General features: G+C 52.8%; 17 protein-coding genes. 11 read left to right on the top strand and 6 right to left on the bottom strand.

What is annotated here, in order from left to right; genetic code table 11:
* Nucleotides 1-177: 177 nt before the first annotated feature.
* From nfsA to rlmC, 9 genes are all read left to right on the top strand, one after another.
* Entirely contained in the window at nt 178-897 is a 720-nt protein-coding gene (gene nfsA, locus Q3A88_RS01260; RefSeq protein ID WP_039514584.1) for an oxygen-insensitive NADPH nitroreductase, read from the top strand.
* A gap of 16 nt (nt 898-913) precedes the next feature.
* Nucleotides 914-1825 (top strand): 30S ribosomal protein S6--L-glutamate ligase, encoded by a 912-nt coding sequence (gene rimK / locus Q3A88_RS01255; protein WP_039509099.1) that lies wholly within the window; start codon nt 914-916, stop codon nt 1823-1825.
* Nucleotides 1826-2090: 265 nt separating this feature from the next.
* Nucleotides 2091-2570: a YbjN domain-containing protein gene (locus Q3A88_RS01250; RefSeq protein ID WP_039275494.1), complete on the top strand. Its 480-nt coding sequence runs from the start codon at nt 2091-2093 to the stop codon at nt 2568-2570.
* Between the two features lie 371 nt (nt 2571-2941).
* Complete coding sequence (gene potF / locus Q3A88_RS01245) at nt 2942-4051, top strand: spermidine/putrescine ABC transporter substrate-binding protein PotF (protein ID WP_014915052.1); 1110 nt, start codon at nt 2942-2944, stop codon at nt 4049-4051.
* Between the two features lie 203 nt (nt 4052-4254).
* Nucleotides 4255-5388, top strand: coding sequence for a putrescine ABC transporter ATP-binding subunit PotG (gene potG, locus Q3A88_RS01240; RefSeq protein ID WP_039275501.1), 1134 nt, complete (start codon nt 4255-4257; stop codon nt 5386-5388).
* Nucleotides 5389-5402: 14 nt separating this feature from the next.
* Nucleotides 5403-6368 carry a putrescine ABC transporter permease PotH gene (gene potH / locus Q3A88_RS01235; protein ID WP_010277280.1) on the top strand — a complete coding sequence of 322 codons (966 nt, stop codon included), beginning with the start codon at nt 5403-5405 and terminating at the stop codon, nt 6366-6368.
* Nucleotides 6365-7210 (top strand): putrescine ABC transporter permease PotI, encoded by an 846-nt coding sequence (gene potI, locus Q3A88_RS01230; RefSeq protein ID WP_010277277.1) that lies wholly within the window; start codon nt 6365-6367, stop codon nt 7208-7210. Before potH ends, potI begins: the two co-directional genes overlap by 4 nt.
* A 207-nt stretch (nt 7211-7417) precedes the next feature.
* Nucleotides 7418-7870, top strand: coding sequence for a YbjO family protein (locus tag Q3A88_RS01225; protein ID WP_180774687.1), 453 nt, complete (start codon nt 7418-7420; stop codon nt 7868-7870).
* A gap of 125 nt (nt 7871-7995) precedes the next feature.
* A complete protein-coding gene (gene rlmC / locus Q3A88_RS01220) occupies nt 7996-9123 on the top strand; it encodes a 23S rRNA (uracil(747)-C(5))-methyltransferase RlmC (RefSeq protein ID WP_317177258.1) in 1128 nt (375 codons plus the stop codon).
* Nucleotides 9124-9510: 387 nt separating this feature from the next.
* Here the strand turns inward: rlmC and artJ (Q3A88_RS01215) are convergent, their stop codons facing one another.
* The 5 genes from artJ (Q3A88_RS01215) to artP all read right to left on the bottom strand — a co-directional run bounded on the left by artJ (Q3A88_RS01215) (nt 9511) and on the right by artP (nt 13446).
* Nucleotides 9511-10242, bottom strand: a complete 732-nt coding sequence (gene artJ, locus Q3A88_RS01215) for an arginine ABC transporter substrate-binding protein (RefSeq protein WP_039275497.1) — start codon at nt 10240-10242, stop codon at nt 9511-9513.
* A gap of 327 nt (nt 10243-10569) precedes the next feature.
* Nucleotides 10570-11238 carry an arginine ABC transporter permease ArtM gene (artM, locus tag Q3A88_RS01210; protein ID WP_010277266.1) on the bottom strand — a complete coding sequence of 223 codons (669 nt, stop codon included), beginning with the start codon at nt 11236-11238 and terminating at the stop codon, nt 10570-10572.
* Complete coding sequence (gene artQ / locus Q3A88_RS01205) at nt 11238-11954, bottom strand: arginine ABC transporter permease ArtQ (RefSeq protein ID WP_015839956.1); 717 nt, start codon at nt 11952-11954, stop codon at nt 11238-11240. Before artQ ends, artM begins: the two co-directional genes overlap by 1 nt.
* A gap of 11 nt (nt 11955-11965) precedes the next feature.
* Complete coding sequence (artJ, locus tag Q3A88_RS01200) at nt 11966-12697, bottom strand: arginine ABC transporter substrate-binding protein (protein ID WP_039500663.1); 732 nt, start codon at nt 12695-12697, stop codon at nt 11966-11968.
* A gap of 20 nt (nt 12698-12717) precedes the next feature.
* Complete coding sequence (gene artP, locus Q3A88_RS01195) at nt 12718-13446, bottom strand: arginine ABC transporter ATP-binding protein ArtP (RefSeq protein ID WP_280927623.1); 729 nt, start codon at nt 13444-13446, stop codon at nt 12718-12720.
* Between the two features lie 206 nt (nt 13447-13652).
* Here artP and Q3A88_RS01190 point away from each other — a divergent pair, with 206 nt between their 5' ends.
* Nucleotides 13653-13976, top strand: a complete 324-nt coding sequence (locus tag Q3A88_RS01190; RefSeq protein WP_014915058.1) for a heavy metal-binding domain-containing protein — start codon at nt 13653-13655, stop codon at nt 13974-13976.
* Between the two features lie 61 nt (nt 13977-14037).
* Nucleotides 14038-14865 carry an N-acetylmuramoyl-L-alanine amidase gene (locus Q3A88_RS01185; RefSeq protein ID WP_233989658.1) on the top strand — a complete coding sequence of 276 codons (828 nt, stop codon included), beginning with the start codon at nt 14038-14040 and terminating at the stop codon, nt 14863-14865.
* Here Q3A88_RS01185 and Q3A88_RS01180 read toward each other — a convergent pair.
* Nucleotides 14862-16298: a DUF2867 domain-containing protein gene (locus Q3A88_RS01180; RefSeq protein WP_233989659.1), complete on the bottom strand. Its 1437-nt coding sequence runs from the start codon at nt 16296-16298 to the stop codon at nt 14862-14864. The two genes, Q3A88_RS01185 and Q3A88_RS01180, sit on opposite strands and share 4 nt — an antisense overlap.
* Between the last annotated feature and the right edge of the window lie 123 nt (nt 16299-16421).

Here is a 16421-nt window from a genome sequence, read left to right as displayed (position 1 = left end):
AATTTATCAATACTATGCCCGCATTCATTGATGAAAAAAAGTAGTCATTACCTGTTACAACGATTTGCTGAAGCTATTAGGTGGTGGGGTAATGCAGATTCCGCCCGAGCTACGATATAATTTCGTCATACTTCAAGCTGCCTATGAGATGTACTTTACCGACTGAAGGATGCCAGTGTGACACCAACGATTGATTTGCTACAGCGCCACCGTTCTATTCGTGCGTTTACGTCTCAGGCCATAACGGATGAGCAACGCGACGCCATCATTACCGCCGCACAAAGTGCGTCCAGCTCCAGTTTTTTACAATGCAGCTCAATTATCCGTATTACCGATCCTGCGGTGCGCGAAACGCTCGTTCACTATACTGGCGAGCAAGGCTATGTGGCACAGGCGGCAGAATTTTGGGTCTTTTGTGCCGATTTCCACCGCCATGTGGCGATCTTCCCACAGGCAGAAACCGGGCTGGCTGAGCAATTGCTGATTGGCTGCGTCGATACCGCGCTCATGGCGCAGAATGCACTGATTGCCGCCGAATCGCTGGGGTTGGGTGGGGTATTTATCGGCGGGATCCGCAATCGAATCGCTGACGTGACGCAGCTGTTGCAACTGCCAACGTTGGTTCTGCCGTTGTTTGGTCTGTGTCTGGGGCACCCTGACGCGGACCCCATGCTGAAACCGCGCATGCCAACTGCGATGATGCTGCATGAAAATGTCTATCAGCCGCTCGACCGCGATGTGCTGGCGCAATACGACCAGCAGATGGTGGAATATTATCTGCAACGTACCGGTAGTCGTCGTGAAAGCTGGAGCGAGCACGTGGAACGGACGCTGAAAAAAGAGTTACGTCCATTCATGCTGGACTACTTACATCAACAAGGATGGGCGATACGTTAGTATCCGTAGGATATTTATGAAGATAGCCATTCTGTCTCGTGATGGGGCGTTATATTCCTGCAAACGTCTGCGTGAAGCGGCTGAGGCGCGCCAACACAGCGTTGAGATTATCGACCCGCTTTCCTGCTACATGAATATCAATTCGGCGGCGCCATCGGTGCATTACCGCGGGCGTCGGCTGGATAAATTTGATGCGGTTATTCCGCGTATCGGTTCACAGATCACGTTTTATGGTACGGCGGTATTGCGCCAGTTTGAAATGCTGGGCAGCTACCCGCTGAATAATTCAGTCGCCATCATTCGCGCCCGCGACAAACTGCATTCATTGCAACTGCTTGCTCGTGAGGGGATTGACCTGCCGATCACCGGATTTGCTCACTCGCCGGATGATACCGGCGATCTGATTGCGATGGTGGGTGGTGCGCCGCTGGTTGTAAAGCTGGTGGAGGGCACGCAGGGAATTGGTGTGGTATTGGCCGAGACGCGACAGGCGGCCGAAAGCGTGATTGATGCCTTTCGCGGGCTGAATGCGCACATTCTGGTGCAGGAATACGTGCATGAAGCGCAGGGGAAAGATATCCGCTGTTTTGTGATCGGCAACCGCGTTGTTGCGGCGATTGAGCGACAGGCGAAAGCGGGGGAATTCCGTTCAAACCTGCATCGCGGCGGGTCGGCGAATAAAGTGAAAATTACGGCGCAGGAGCGTGCGATTGCTATCAAGGCGACAAAAACGCTGGGGTTGAATGTCGCGGGCGTTGATATATTGCGTGCCGATCGAGGGCCGCTGGTGATGGAAGTCAACGCCTCGCCGGGGCTGGAAGGGATTGAAACGACGACCGGACTCGATATTGCCGGCATGATGATTGAGTTTATTGAGCAAAATACCCAGAGGCGCTTCGCAATATCGGCAACAATAAGCAAAAGTTAGCTTTCTGAAACAGGGACCGCGCCGTAAAATACGGCGTTCCTTATTTTGGCGTGTAAGCACCAGCCAGCGGCGCTATCCGGTACGTCACGTGCCGCGGAACGAGGAAAGCGGGTGGCGTGGCGCTTTTATCATGGCATCGTCGCGCAATATTCCGTAAGCTATGTGCCGTTTTTAAGGCTGTTTCTGTTTTAACATCGCTTCTGTGTAAACGGTGTTTTCTTTTCAACAACGCTGTCTGTACGGCGGCAGGTATGAGGCAAACATGATGGATTCACTCATCGTCCCGGATTTGGCTATGCTACGGCGGTGGCTGGATCAACTGAACATTCTGTATTTCGAATGTGATTCCTGTCAGGCGCTCCATCTTCCTCATATGCAAAATTTTGATGGCGTGTTCGATGCGAAAGTTGATCTGGTAGATAACGTGATTCTGTTTTCTGCTCTTGCCGAAGTGAAGCCCAGCGCGTTGATTCCTCTGGTTGGCGATCTGAGCCAAATCAATGCCAGCTCGTTGACCGTCAAGGCGTTTATCGACGTTCAGGATGATAATCTGCCGAAACTGATTGTCTGCCAGTCATTCAGCGTGGCCGCTGGTATGACGCTGGAACAATTCCGACATTTCATGCAGCAGTCCGAAGAACAAATCTCAATGGTGATCCTTGAGGCCGGCGCTAATAATCTGCTGTTTATCGGCGAGGAAGAAGAGGGCTCTGCTGCCAGAGTCACCACCTCTCATCTGCATTGATACGGTTGCTGCCAACGGCAGCAATTGGTTTTACTTATTTTTCTTTTACCGCCATTTATTCTGGTTATTTCGCATTATTGCCAGATATTTCTCTTTGTTTGCCGCTAAACGCCTTCATCACATCGATAAAATGTGAATAAATAATCGTTAAAACCCATTTTTTACGTTCAAGTATGGTGCACACGATGTTGTGGGGTTATGCTTTATTCCTGTAAGACACAGACAGCGGAATCAGGGCTATGTGTGTGTCTGGGCGAATAAAAATCGGTGCATACTCATTCACCGATTGGAGAGCGCGGCAGGACATATTTTGTATCGGAACGATACATACTACTCCCACGAATCACCCCCTTGAATGGAGGAAGGAACGGATGTTCACCCAACGTAAAAAATGGCTATCGGGTGTTGTTACCGGCTTGCTGATGGCCGCGTCCGTCACCGCATCTGCGGAAGAGAAAACGCTGCATGTTTATAACTGGTCCGACTATATCGCGCCGGACACGTTAGCCAATTTCCAGAAAGAAACCGGCATTAAAGTCGTCTATGACGTGTTTGATTCCAACGAAGTGTTGGAAGGCAAGCTCATGGCGGGCAGCACGGGTTTTGATCTGGTGGTACCTTCTGCCAGCTTCCTGGAGCGCCAGCTCTCTGCGGGAGTTTTTCAGCCATTAGACAAGAGCAAGTTACCGAATTACAAAAATCTGGATCCTGATCTGATGAAGCTGATTGCGCAGCACGATCCAGAGAATAAATATGCCCTGCCTTACCTGTGGGCGACCACGGGCATCGGCTATAACGTTGAGAAAGTCAAAGCCGCGCTGGGTGCCGATGCACCGGTTGACAGCTGGGATCTGGTTCTGAAGCCGGAGAACCTGGAAAAGCTGAAAAGCTGCGGCGTCTCCTTCCTGGATGCACCGGAAGAGATCTTTGCAACCGTGCTGAACTATCAGGGTAAAGATCCAAACAGCACGAAACCGGGTGATTACACCACGTCCGCGACCGACCTGCTGCTGAAACTGCGTCCGAGCATTCGCTACTTCCATTCATCGCAGTACATCAACGACCTGGCAAACGGCGATATCTGCGTCGCAGTCGGCTGGGCGGGCGATATCCTGCAGGCAGGAAACCGTGCGAAAGAAGCGAAGAACGGGGTGAATATCCAGTACAGCATTCCGAAAGAAGGCGCGTTGGCATTCTTTGATGTCCTCGCTATTCCAAAAGATGCTAAAAATCTGGATGAAGCCTATGCGTTTCTGGATTACCTGATGAAGCCGGAAGTGATGGCGGGAATCAGTAACCATGTGTATTACGCGAGCGGTAATCTGGCCTCCTTGCCGTTGGTGAACGCCGAGATTCGTAATAACCCGGGCGTTTATCCGCCGGCGGATGTGCGTGCCAAACTGTTTACGCTTAAGGTGCAATCTCCTCAGATTGACCGTACACGTACGCGTGCATGGACTAAGGTTAAAAGCGGCAAGTAGCCTCTTGGATCTGAATCGTAACCCACGCGCTTGACGGTTGCTGGTTGCGGCAACCTGATGGATGGGTATAAAACGTGGCAAAGAACAGGCGGATAATCCGCCTGTTCGCGCTCTATTTTGTGTCACACTGCTGAATGCAAAAAGCGCCGAATGGCGGCATCTGCGGTGTGGCTTGTTCTGCTTTTGCCGGAGAGCAATGCGAAGTGAATGACGCGATCCCCCGCCCTCAATCAAAACCTCAAAAAGCAGCCACACCGCTGCTGGAAGTGCGTAACCTGACGAAGTCGTTCGACGGTCAGGCCGCCGTTGATGATGTCAGTCTGACTATTTATAAAGGCGAAATTTTTGCGCTGCTGGGGGCATCCGGCTGTGGGAAATCCACGCTGCTGCGTATGCTGGCAGGTTTTGAGCTCCCCACGCAGGGGCAGATTTTTCTGGATGGTCAGGATTTATCATTGGTGCCGCCTTACCAGCGTCCCATCAATATGATGTTCCAGTCTTACGCGCTGTTCCCACACATGACGGTGGAAAAGAATATCGCGTTTGGTCTGAAACAGGACAAACTGCCGCGTGCAGAAATCAAAGATCGTGTGGAAGAGATGTTGTCGCTGGTGCACATGCAAGAGTTCGCCAATCGTAAACCGCATCAGCTTTCTGGCGGTCAACGCCAGCGTGTTGCGCTGGCTCGTAGTCTGGCGAAGCGCCCTAAACTGCTGCTGCTTGACGAACCGATGGGCGCGCTGGACAAAAAATTGCGCGACCGCATGCAGCTTGAAGTCGTCGATATTCTGGAGCGTGTGGGCGCGACCTGCGTGATGGTAACGCACGATCAGGAAGAAGCCATGACGATGGCAGGCCGTATTGCCATTATGAATCGCGGTAAGTTCGTACAAATTGGCGAGCCGGAAGAGATTTATGAGCATCCGAACACGCGTTTCAGCGCGGAGTTCATCGGCTCAGTCAATATGTTTGAAGGGATCTTGCAGGAACGTCAGGACGATGCGCTGATCATCAAAAGCCCTGGACTCGTGCATCCGCTGAAGGTGGATTCGGATGTCTCGGTGGTCGATGGCGTTCCGGTCTACATCGCGTTGCGTCCTGAGAAAATCATGCTGTGCGAAGACGTTCCGGCCGACGGTTGTAACTTCGCGGTAGGGGAAGTGGTGCATATCGCCTATCTGGGCGACCTGTCGATTTACCACGTCAGGCTTAATAGCGGGCAAATCATCAGCGCGCAGTTACAAAATGCCTACCGCTATCGCAAAGGCACACCGACCTGGGGAGATGAGGTTCGGCTGTGTTGGGATGCCGATAGCTGTGTGGTTCTGACGGTGTAGCGAGGAAGAATGTCATGACTTTATTTCCCGAACATAACACGGCGGAACCACCGGGCAAGGCCAGACTCTGGCTCCGTGTACTGATGGCGCGCTGGCGTCAAAAACACGGGCGTAAGCTGGTCATCGCGCTGCCATATCTGTGGCTGCTGCTGCTGTTCATGCTGCCGTTCCTGATCGTGTTCAAAATCAGTCTTGCAGAGATGGCGCGGGCGATCCCGCCGTATACCGATCTGGTCTCGTGGCTGGACGGCAAGCTGGATATTTCCCTGAACCTTGGGAACTACCTGCATTTGTTGGACGATCCGCTGTATTTCGATGCCTATATGCAATCGCTTCAGGTTGCTGCCGTGTCGACGCTGTGCTGCCTGCTTATCGGTTACCCGCTGGCCTGGGCAGTGGCGCACAGTAAACCGTCAACGCGTAATATCCTGTTGTTGCTGGTGATTCTTCCGTCGTGGACGTCATTCCTGATTCGCGTCTATGCCTGGATGGGGATTCTGAAAAATAACGGTATCCTGAATAACTTCCTGCTGTGGCTGGGCGTGATCGATGAACCGCTGGTTATTCTGCATACCAATTTGGCGGTGTATATCGGCGTCGTGTATTCCTATCTGCCGTTTATGGTGCTGCCGATCTATACCGCGCTGATGCGTCTGGACTATTCGTTAGTGGAAGCGTCGTTGGATCTCGGAGCGCGACCGCTGAAAACCTTCTTCAGCGTGATCGTCCCCTTAACGAAAGGGGGAATCATTGCGGGCTCGATGCTGGTCTTTATCCCTGCAGTGGGAGAGTACGTGATTCCAGAACTGCTCGGCGGGCCGGACAGCATCATGATTGGCCGTATTCTGTGGCAGGAATTCTTCAATAACCGCGATTGGCCAGTGGCATCTGCCGTTGCCGTCGTCATGCTGTTGCTGTTGATTATGCCGATTATCTGGTTCCACAAACATCAGAGCAAAACGGCGGAGGGTGAGGCGTGAATAATTTACCTGTTGTTCGCTCACCGTGGCGTATTGTGATTTTGGTATTGTGCTTTACGTTCCTCTATGCGCCGATGCTGATGCTGGTGATCTACTCGTTCAACAGCTCCAAGCTGGTGACCGTATGGGCTGGCTGGTCGGCACGTTGGTACGTCGAACTGTTCCACAATACGGCGATGATCAGCGCGGTGCTCCTGAGCCTGACGATTGCTGCCGCCTCGGCCACGATGGCTGTGATTCTTGGCACGATCGCCGCCGTGGTCATGGTACGTTTTGGCCGTTTCCGCGGTTCCAATGGGTTTGCCTTTATGCTGACAGCGCCGCTGGTTATGCCAGATGTGATTACCGGCCTGTCGCTGCTGTTGCTCTTTGTGGCATTAGGGCATGCGATTGGCTGGCCAGCGGAAAGAGGAATGCTCACCATCTGGCTGGCACACGTTACGTTCTGTACCGCGTATGTCACCGTGGTGATCAGTGCGCGACTGCGTGAGCTTGATCGTTCGATTGAAGAAGCGGCGATGGATCTGGGAGCGAACCCGCTCAAGGTGTTCTTCATTATCACAGTGCCGATGATTGCTCCTGCGCTGCTTTCCGGCTGGCTGCTGGCGTTTACGCTGTCGCTGGACGATCTGGTTATCGCCAGCTTCGTGGCAGGGCCTGGCTCGACAACGCTGCCAATGCTGGTGTTCTCCAGCGTCAGAATGGGCGTTAATCCACAAATTAACGCATTGGCTTCCCTGATATTGTTAGTCGTTGGTATTATTGGGTTTATCGCCTGGTGGTTTATGGCGAGGGCAGAAAAGCAGCGTTATCGCGATATGCAAAAAGCGAGACGCGGCTGATTCGATCTCTCACCCTAATTTGTTAGCCTAGCGAAGATGACCAGCAACGCCGCCAGAGTATGGGGGCGTTGCTGTTTTGTATGGCAATCAAGTTTTGTATGACTATCAAGTTTTATATTGGCATCAGACGTTATATTGATGCTGTATTTTTGGCGGGTAAATACCGCATGAAGGGAGAGCGTTGAAATTCTGTATATGAAGAAGGAAATAACACAACGCAAAGTTTATGCCCCGGTGCCTGTGATGGTGGCGGGGATTGCGATTATTGCTACCCGCGTTTTGGGGATTTTGCTGCTTGTCTGGGAGCTAGGTTTCAGCGATTTGAGCGGCTGGATTGGCAGCAATGCAGAAGCCTGGGATTCAACACTGGTGCTACTGCTGTCGCTGGTTGTCGTCGGTGTTGAAATTCGCTGTGGTTTTGCCGTTTTGGCCGGAGTGAACTGGGGGCGATGGGGTTATGTGGTCTGTCAGGCCGTCGTGGTGTGTTACCTGCTGCTGGCATCGCTGAGTGAATTTATGCCGGCGATATTCCATATCTCAGGAGAAAACAACGCTGCCGTGCTGCATCAGCTCCTGCTGCAAAAGATCCCAGATCTTCTGGTGATTGTTTTACTGTTTCTGCCACGACGCAGTAAGCGTTTTTTTATGCGTCAGAAATAGACATTTCTCTCTTATGAGCCACTCTGGATGAAGGCGTCGCCCATAAATCGGCAAAAGGTCGCAGGGTGACGCCGTCAGGGTGATATAATCCTCGCATTCCGTATTATTTTAATAGTTAGATTTTTATGCATTGTGCCCGCTACAGCACGGGAACCTGTCGTTCCTGCCAATGGCTGGAAAAAGCCTACCCGCAGCAATTGTCTGATAAGCAGCAGCATCTTGAAGGTTTGCTGCAACCGCATGCCGTGCAGTGCTGGTTGCCCGTGCAGCCTTCTGCCCAGTCTGCCTTTCGTAATAAAGCCAAAATGGTGGTGAGCGGCAGCGTGGAACGCCCGCTGCTGGGAATGCTACATCGTGATGGAACAGCGGTGGATCTCTGCGATTGTCCACTTTATCCCTCCACCTTCGCACTGATTTTCGACGTGCTTAAAGTCTTCATCGCTCGTGCGGGGCTGACGCCTTATAACGTGGCTCGACGCCGTGGGGAGCTGAAATACCTGCTGCTGACGGAAAGTACGCAGCACGGTACATTCATGCTGCGCTTTGTCTTACGCTCGGAAACCAAGCTGGCACAGCTGCGTGCCGCATTGCCCTGGCTACAGCAGCAGTTGCCACAGCTTGAGGTGATATCCGTCAATATTCAGCCCGTGCATCAGGCGATTATGGAAGGGAAAACGGAGATTATCCTGAGTGACGCTGTCGCGCTGGCTGAACAATTTAATCAGGTGCCGTTGTATATCCGTCCGCAAAGCTTTTTCCAGACGAACCCGCAGGTGGCAGCCGCGCTGTATGCGACGGCTCGCGATTGGGTGGCAGAGCTGAATATTACCAGTATGTGGGATCTGTTTTGCGGGGTAGGGGGTTTTGGCCTGCACTGTGCATCATCGGAGATGCGTCTGACGGGGATTGAAATCAGCGCCGAGGCGATAGCCTGCGCGCGTCGCTCTGCGGAACAGTTAGGGTTGAAGCAGGTAGAGTTTCAGGCGCTGGATTCTACACAGTTCGCGACCGCTAAAGCGGAAATTCCAGATCTGGTATTAGTCAACCCACCACGCCGTGGTATCGGCAGCGAACTGTGCGCCTACCTGAGCCGCATGGCACCGGACTATATTCTCTATTCCAGCTGTAACGCTGAAAGCATGGCGAAAGACATGACGGAATTGGCGAATTATCGCGCGCTACGCGTACAGCTATTCGACATGTTCCCGCACACGGCACATTACGAAGTGCTGACGTTATTGAAACGCGCTTGATAAGCGATAACTATATGTAATAAAAAATATCTTGGTGGCAATTTACTACGTTGTTGTATCCATGTTCGACAGTATGAAAGTTTCGGGCGTGTCAATTCTGGTGCTTTTCTATGATTTCCTCACACGCCCGACAAGGAGCGCTCAATTGCCGCAGCTCCTTGACCACTGGCTTTCGGCGCGAATTGCGCCGCTGCGCGGTGCCTTCGGCGATCGTTCCCGCTTTTCGAGCCGCCAGTGACGCGTTCCCGACGCGGCACTGTCTTTCGCGGCGTCCTGCCGCTCACTCGACGGTAACGATCACCTCAGCGCAATTTTTTACTCCTGGACGACAAAAAAGCGGCGTTATATGCATGATTTCATACGATACCGCACCGCGCAGATCGAACCTTATTGCGGGAACCACTTGTCGTTGATGGTTTTATAAGTGCCGTCCGCTTTGATGGCGTCCAGCGCTTTATTCAGTTTCTCCAACAGCGCCTTGTCATCAGGACGAACGGCGATGCCCAGTCCGGTGCCGAAGTATTCCGCGTCAGTCACATGTTCGCCAACCGTTGTCAGTTCAGGGCTCGTCTTGATCCACTCGTTGACGACAGCGGTATCACCGAATACACCATCGATACGGCCATTTTTCAGATCCAGAACCGCGTTCTGGTAGCTGTCATAAGAAACGGTTTGCACTTCCGGGTGCTTATCATGCATGTATTTCTGGTGCGTCGTGCCGTTTTCCATACCAATGCGTTTGCCCTTCATCGCGGCAAAGTCGCTGAATTTCCCTTTTTGCGCGATAACCACGGCTGAGTTGGCATAGTAAGGCTGCGTGAACGCGACCTGCTTGCTGCGCTCAGGCGTGATGTCCATACCAGAAATCACGGCGTCATAGCGACGGAATTTCAGCGCAGGGATCAGGCTGTCAAACGCCTGATTGGTGAACGTACAGGTCGCCTGCATTTGCTTACACAACGCTTTCGCCAGATCCATATCGAAACCGACGATTTCGTTGCTGGCATCCAGTGACTCAAATGGCGGGTAGGTAGCTGATGATGCAAAACGTATGGTGTCTGCGGCGGTGGCGCTGAAAGCGATTCCTGCCAGTAACGTGGCGAGCACTAATTTTTTCATTACCTACTCCTGTCTGTTTTTCTTATAGTGCATACCCGTCATACTTCAAGTTGCATGTGCGTTGGCTGCGTTCACGCACCCGAATCACTTACTCAAGTAAGCTCATCGGGATGCCTTCTCTTGCCGCCTTCCTGAAACTCGAATTATTTAGGGTATGAATATATGTGCGGAAGGGTTCCGACGTCATGGCGATTACCATGCCATTAATTGAATTTATATGCAATTAAAATGATTAATAAGTCGATTTATTGCATGTTTTTACGTCAGCAGGCCATAAAAAAGCAGGCTATCAAAGCCTGCTTTCTAAGTGGATACATGCAATAAGCATTAATTGCGGCGTTCGAATGCCAGCGAACGACGCTCAACCCAGCGCATCAGTAGTGTCAGTAACCCGTTGACGCACAGGTAGATAATCCCTGCGGCACCAAACACCATCACATCATACGTCCGGCCGTACATCAGTTGGCTGTAGCCCATCACTTCCATCAGCGTGATGGTGTAAGCCAGTGAGGTACTCTTAAACACCAGCACCACTTCATTTGAATAAGAAGACAGCGCACGTTTAAACGCAAATGGCAGCAAAATACGTAATGTCTGCTTCTGATCCATGCCCAACGCGGCACAGGATTGCCACTGTCCGGCAGGAATCGCTTTTACCGCACCATAGAACAGCTGCGTAGTATAAGCCGCGCTATTGAGCGCCAGTGCCACCATCGCACACAGCCAAGGCTGTGAAAGCAGGTTCCACAGCCAGGGGATTTGCTGGATAGAGGTAAATTGCCCAGGGCCGTAGTAAATCAGGAAGATTTGCACCAGCAGCGGCGTACCGGTAAACAGCGTAATGTAGCCTTTCGCCAACAGCGAGATGACCGGTGTTTTGAGCGTCAGTACCACAGTCAACAGCAGCGATAACACCAGCGCCACGACGATGGAGACCGCCGTTAAGGTCAGGCTGGTGTGCAGGCCTTTTACAAGCTCAGGTAAATAAGCGAGCATCAGGAAGGCCTCCGCTCAAAACGCGTGGTGCGCAGTTCAATGCGTTTCAGCACGTACTGACTTAACAACGTAATAATTAAATAGATCGCCGCCGCGACAACGTACCAGGTAAAGGGCTCCTGCGTCCGTGTCGCAATGCTTTTGGTTTGCAGCATCAAATCGTTCACGCTGATCAGCGACACCAGCGCGGTATCTTTCAGCAATACCAGCCACTGATTGCCTAATCCCGGCAGGGCGTGACGCCACATCTGCGGCATGATCAAACGGAAAAATATCGCGGATTTACTGAGTCCCAGCGCCTGACCCGATTCCCATTGCCCTTGCGGGACGGCTTTCAGTGCGCCGCGCAGCGTTTGGGAGGCGTAGGCGGCATACAGCAACGCCAGCGCAATCACGCCGCACAGGAAGGGGCTGATTTCAAACATGCCGATATCCAGTTTTACCGGAATCTGCACGATGAAGAGATTCAGGGTAAATCCGTCTGCCAGCATCATCAACAGCTGAGAAGAGCCGAAATAGATGAACAGCACGACCAGAATTTCTGGCAGGCCGCGCAACAGCGTCACGACAGCGGTTCCCGTCCAGCTAACGGCTTTCCAGCGGACAGTTTCCCAAACGGCAAACAGCATCGCCAGCACGAGGCCGAGCACCAGTGCACAAACGGCAAGGCCGACGGTCATCCCGGCGGCGCTTGCAAGAGGTTGAAATTCAATCATTGAGCGTCAGATTACTGCTGGAACCATTTTTTGTAGATGGTCTCGTAAGTGCCATCCTGCTTGATTTTGTTGAGCGCAGTGTCGAATTTTTTCAGCAGCTCATCGTTGTTCTGGCGCACGGCGATGCCCAGACCGATACCGAAGTAACCTTTATCCGTCACTTTCTGACCCACTGTTGCCAGCGCATCGTTCTGCTTCAGCCATTCGTTAACCACGGCGGTGTCACCGAACACGGCATCCAGACGACCATTTTTCAGGTCCAGCACGGCATTCTGGTAGCTGTCGTAAGGCACGGTTTTGATATCGCTATGCTTTTCCATCAGGTATTTCTGGTGGGTGGTGCCATTCTGTACGCCAACGCGTTTGCCTGTCAGCGCGGCGATATCGGCAACTTTCCCTTTCTGAGCAATAAACTGAGCAGAGTTGTCATAGTAAGGCTGGGTGAACGACACCTGCTGCTGACGCTCAGGGGTAATGTCCATTCCCGCGATGACAGCTTCGAAACGACGGAATTTCAGGCCAGGGATCAGGCTGTCGAAAGCCTGATTGCTGAACGTGCAGGTTGCCTGCATTTCTTTGCACAGCGCATTGGCCAGATCGATATCAAAACCCTGGATTTGGTTATTGGCATCGACAAATTCGAACGGAGGGTAGGAGGCTTCGGTTGCGAAACGGATGGTATCTGCGGCGTTAGCAGAGACGGCACCGACGGCGAATAAGGCTGCAACAATCAATTTTTTCATTATCATTTTCCTGATAGTAATCAATGTGACAAATAACCAGCGAATTCAGGCGTCTGCGGCTGGGTAAAGTGCGTCGCATCCCCTTGTTCAACGATGCGGCCGTTTTCCATATACACCACACGGCTTGCCGTTTTACGGGCAAATTCAACTTCGTGGGTCACAATCACCTGCGTAATGCCAGTTTCTGCCAATTCACGGATGATGTTGACGACCTGAGCGGTAATTTCTGGATCCAGCGCGGCAGTAGGTTCATCAAACAATAGAACCTGCGGTTCCATCATCAGCGCACGGGCAATCGCGACACGCTGTTGCTGTCCGCCAGAAAGATGAAGAGGGAAGCGATCGGCAAAGTCATTAAGGCGCAGACGTGTCAGCAGTTTATCTGCTCGCGCTTTCGCTTCTTCCTTACTCAGCCCCAGCACGCGGCAGGGCGCTTCGATCAGGTTTTGCACTACAGTCAGATGCGGCCACAAATTATATTGCTGGAACACCATCCCGACATTCTGACGCAATTCACGGATCGCGCTGTCGGATGGCGTGCGCTGAAAATCAAACTGATTACCGGCGATGGAAAGCTTGCCAGAACGTGGCATTTCCAACAGATTAAGAACGCGTATCAGCGAGCTCTTTCCCGCGCCGCTGGGACCAAGAAGAACCAGCGTTTCACCCGCAGGACAATCGAGGGTGATATCAAATAGCGCCTGGTATGTGCCGTAGAAACAGTTAATGCCGTTTAGTTGAATACTCATGCGTAAGAATTGAATAGACATTGATGCGGCGAATGTTAACGTCGGCAGAATAGTTATGCAATCACCGTGGGTTAAAATTTGCCAATAAGCGATTTGTTGGTTAAATAATAGCACAAAATAGTGACTTACGGCTGAGCACGTGCTTTCTCATCGCGATGCCAGCAGAGCCGCGCCCTATATAGCCAATAGCAGTGAAAGGAGACGACATGCAATTATCCACTACGCCGAATCTGGAAGGCTTCACCATTACTGAATATTGTGGCGTCGTGACCGGCGAAGCCATTCTGGGCGCGAACATCTTCCGTGACTTTTTTGCCAGTATCCGCGATGTCGTCGGCGGCCGTTCCGGTGCCTATGAGAAAGAGCTGCGTAAGGCGCGGCAGATTGCGTTCAAAGAGTTACAGGAGCAAGCCGAAGATTTAGGGGCGAATGCCGTGGTAGGCATCGATCTTGACTATGAAACCGTTGGGAAGGACGGCAGCATGCTGATGGTGACCGTTAGCGGTACCGCAGTAAAGGTTCGCCGCTAGTGGCTTATAGTCGTCATACTTCAAGTTGCCAGAGACGGTGTGAAAAAGCGGTGGGACAACGATGTTGAAATGGATGGTCTGCATAGCGCTGGGGCTGTTGGCAGGTTGCCAGTCAGCCTCCTCGTTGAAAGAACAGAATAATTATGTGCTGGAGACCGCATTGCAGTCGCGAGCGCAGGAGTCTCGTATCCGCTTTCTGGTGATTCATTATACGGCGGAAGACTTTGCCACCTCGCTGAATATTCTGACGGATGATCACGTCAGCGCGCATTATCTGGTTCCAGCACATCCACCTTTGCAGCACGGTAAGCCACTTGCCTGGCAACTGGTGCCGGAATCTCAGGCTGCCTGGCATGCGGGAGCCAGTAGTTGGCGTGGGTTTAGTCGGCTGAATAATTCGTCGATTGGCATTGAGATCGAAAACGCGGGCTATCAGCGCACGCTAACCGGCTATACGTGGGAACCGTTTACCGCCTCGCAAATTCAGCTCGTGACCGCGATCGCCCGCGATATCGTTGATCGCTATCAGATTGCGCCGCAGAACGTGGTGGCGCACAGCGATATCGCCCCACAGCGCAAACAAGACCCCGGGCCACTCTTCCCGTGGAAAGCGCTTGCGCAAGCGGGAGTGGGGGCCTGGCCGGATGCGCAGCGGGTAGCATTCTATTTGAATGGACGTTTGCCGTTGCAGCCAGTGGATGAAGCGGTTCTGCTGGAAAAGCTGGGGCGTTATGGCTACTCGGTGCAGGACACGATGGCCGCGCGTGAGAAGCGGCAGGTGATTGCCGCTTTCCAAATGCATTTCCGCCCCGAGAACTATCAAGGCCAGCCGGATGCGCAGAGTGAAGCGATTGTCGACGCGCTGCTGGAGAAATACGGCAGCCGCTAAACCGTTTCCTTTTCTGCCAGTTTCGCAATACGCGCCGCCATACCACGGAAGATAAACAGATGAGCAGGCATCATCAGGAACCAGTAAACCAGCCCGTTGAACCCGGAAGGGTGCCAGCGGGCGCGGACGTCCACGGTTCGGTGAGTGCCTTTATCCGTGATAGTAAAGTTGAGTTTCCCCAGCCCCGGTGCTTTCATGCCGAATAGCAGCACCAGCTGACGCTGTGGCTTGATCGAGATAACCTTCCAGCCGTCAATCTTGTCGCCCACTTCCAGCGTTGGACGCTCGGGGCGTCCATAAGTCACGCCGTTACCGCAGAGATCGTCCAGCCGGGCGCGGATGTTCCACAGTGTATTCGCGTAAAAATAGCCTTCCTTCCCGCCGACTTGCTGGATGACCTGCCAGAGCGCCTGACTGGACGCGGGCGTCTCCATCGTATGGCCCGCCTGTTTAGGGTAAAAGCCGTAATTCGGCTTCCAGCGCGCGCGCACCTCGGTGTCATCGCCCCAGTCCGCCTGCTGTACGCTCTCCATTTCGCTTTGCAGCGTGAGGCGCACGGCGTCATCAAAGCTCATTAGCGTTTGTGGGATTAATGCTTGCAATTCGCGGCCATCGGCCTGTAAGTCGTGTTTTAGCCCCTGAATTAGGGCGCGGGCGATGGAGGGAGGAACCGAGGTCACCAGATGCAAGAACCAAACAGACACCAGATGCGTCGGCATGGGAACGGGAATCAGCAACCGGCGCTTGCCGCTGATCTGAATGAAACGCTCGAACATGGTCTGGTAGCTGATGTATTCGGGGCCTGCGGCATCCATGATGCGGTTTTCTGTCGCGGGGTGCTGTGCGATGCCGATCAAATACACCAGCAGGTTTTCCAGCGCTATAGGGGACGATTTAGAGCGCACCCAGCGCGGCGGCGTCAGTATCGGCAGGTTATAGACCATATCGCGCATGATCTCGAACGCCGCCGAACCGGTCCCGATAATAATGCCCGCACGCAGCTCTGTGACGGGAATACCGCTGCTGCGTAAAATATCGCCCGTGATCTGGCGTGCCTGCATGTGCGGTGAGGTATCGTCTTTCGCCTGAAGCGACCCCAGATAAATAATCTGTTTTACGTTGCTGGAGGTTAGTGCCAGCAGCAGATTCATGGCGGTCATCCGTTCTCTTGCGACGAAGTCCGCGCCGTCGCCCATGCTGTGCACCAGATAATAGAGCGTTTCCGCGCCCCACAGGCCATCAGGCAAACTTTCTGGCTTAGCGAGATCAACCTGTTGGCAGTCGACGCCCGGCCAATGCCGCGACGCGAGGGATTCGATATTCCGACCGGCAGCGATGACTCGGTTGCCTTGTTTGCTCAAGCGCTCGGTTAAATGGCGGCCAATGTAGCCAGTTGCGCCCAGAATCAGGATCGGGGCTGAGGGGGATGTCATGTGCCAGTGGCTCCACAGCAAAATATAACCATGGCTTACTATAATCGGGAAAGGGCAAATCGGGAAAAGACAAATCAGGAAAAGACAAATCGGCAAAAGATGAATGGGGAAAGGGCAAAAGCG

The organism is Pectobacterium sp. HCp5_1 (assembly GCF_032905925.1).
Lineage (GTDB): Bacteria > Pseudomonadota > Gammaproteobacteria > Enterobacterales > Enterobacteriaceae > Pectobacterium > Pectobacterium brasiliense_A.
The sequence above is the reverse complement of the archived record's forward strand: the minus strand, read 5'-3'. Positions and strand labels throughout refer to the sequence as shown.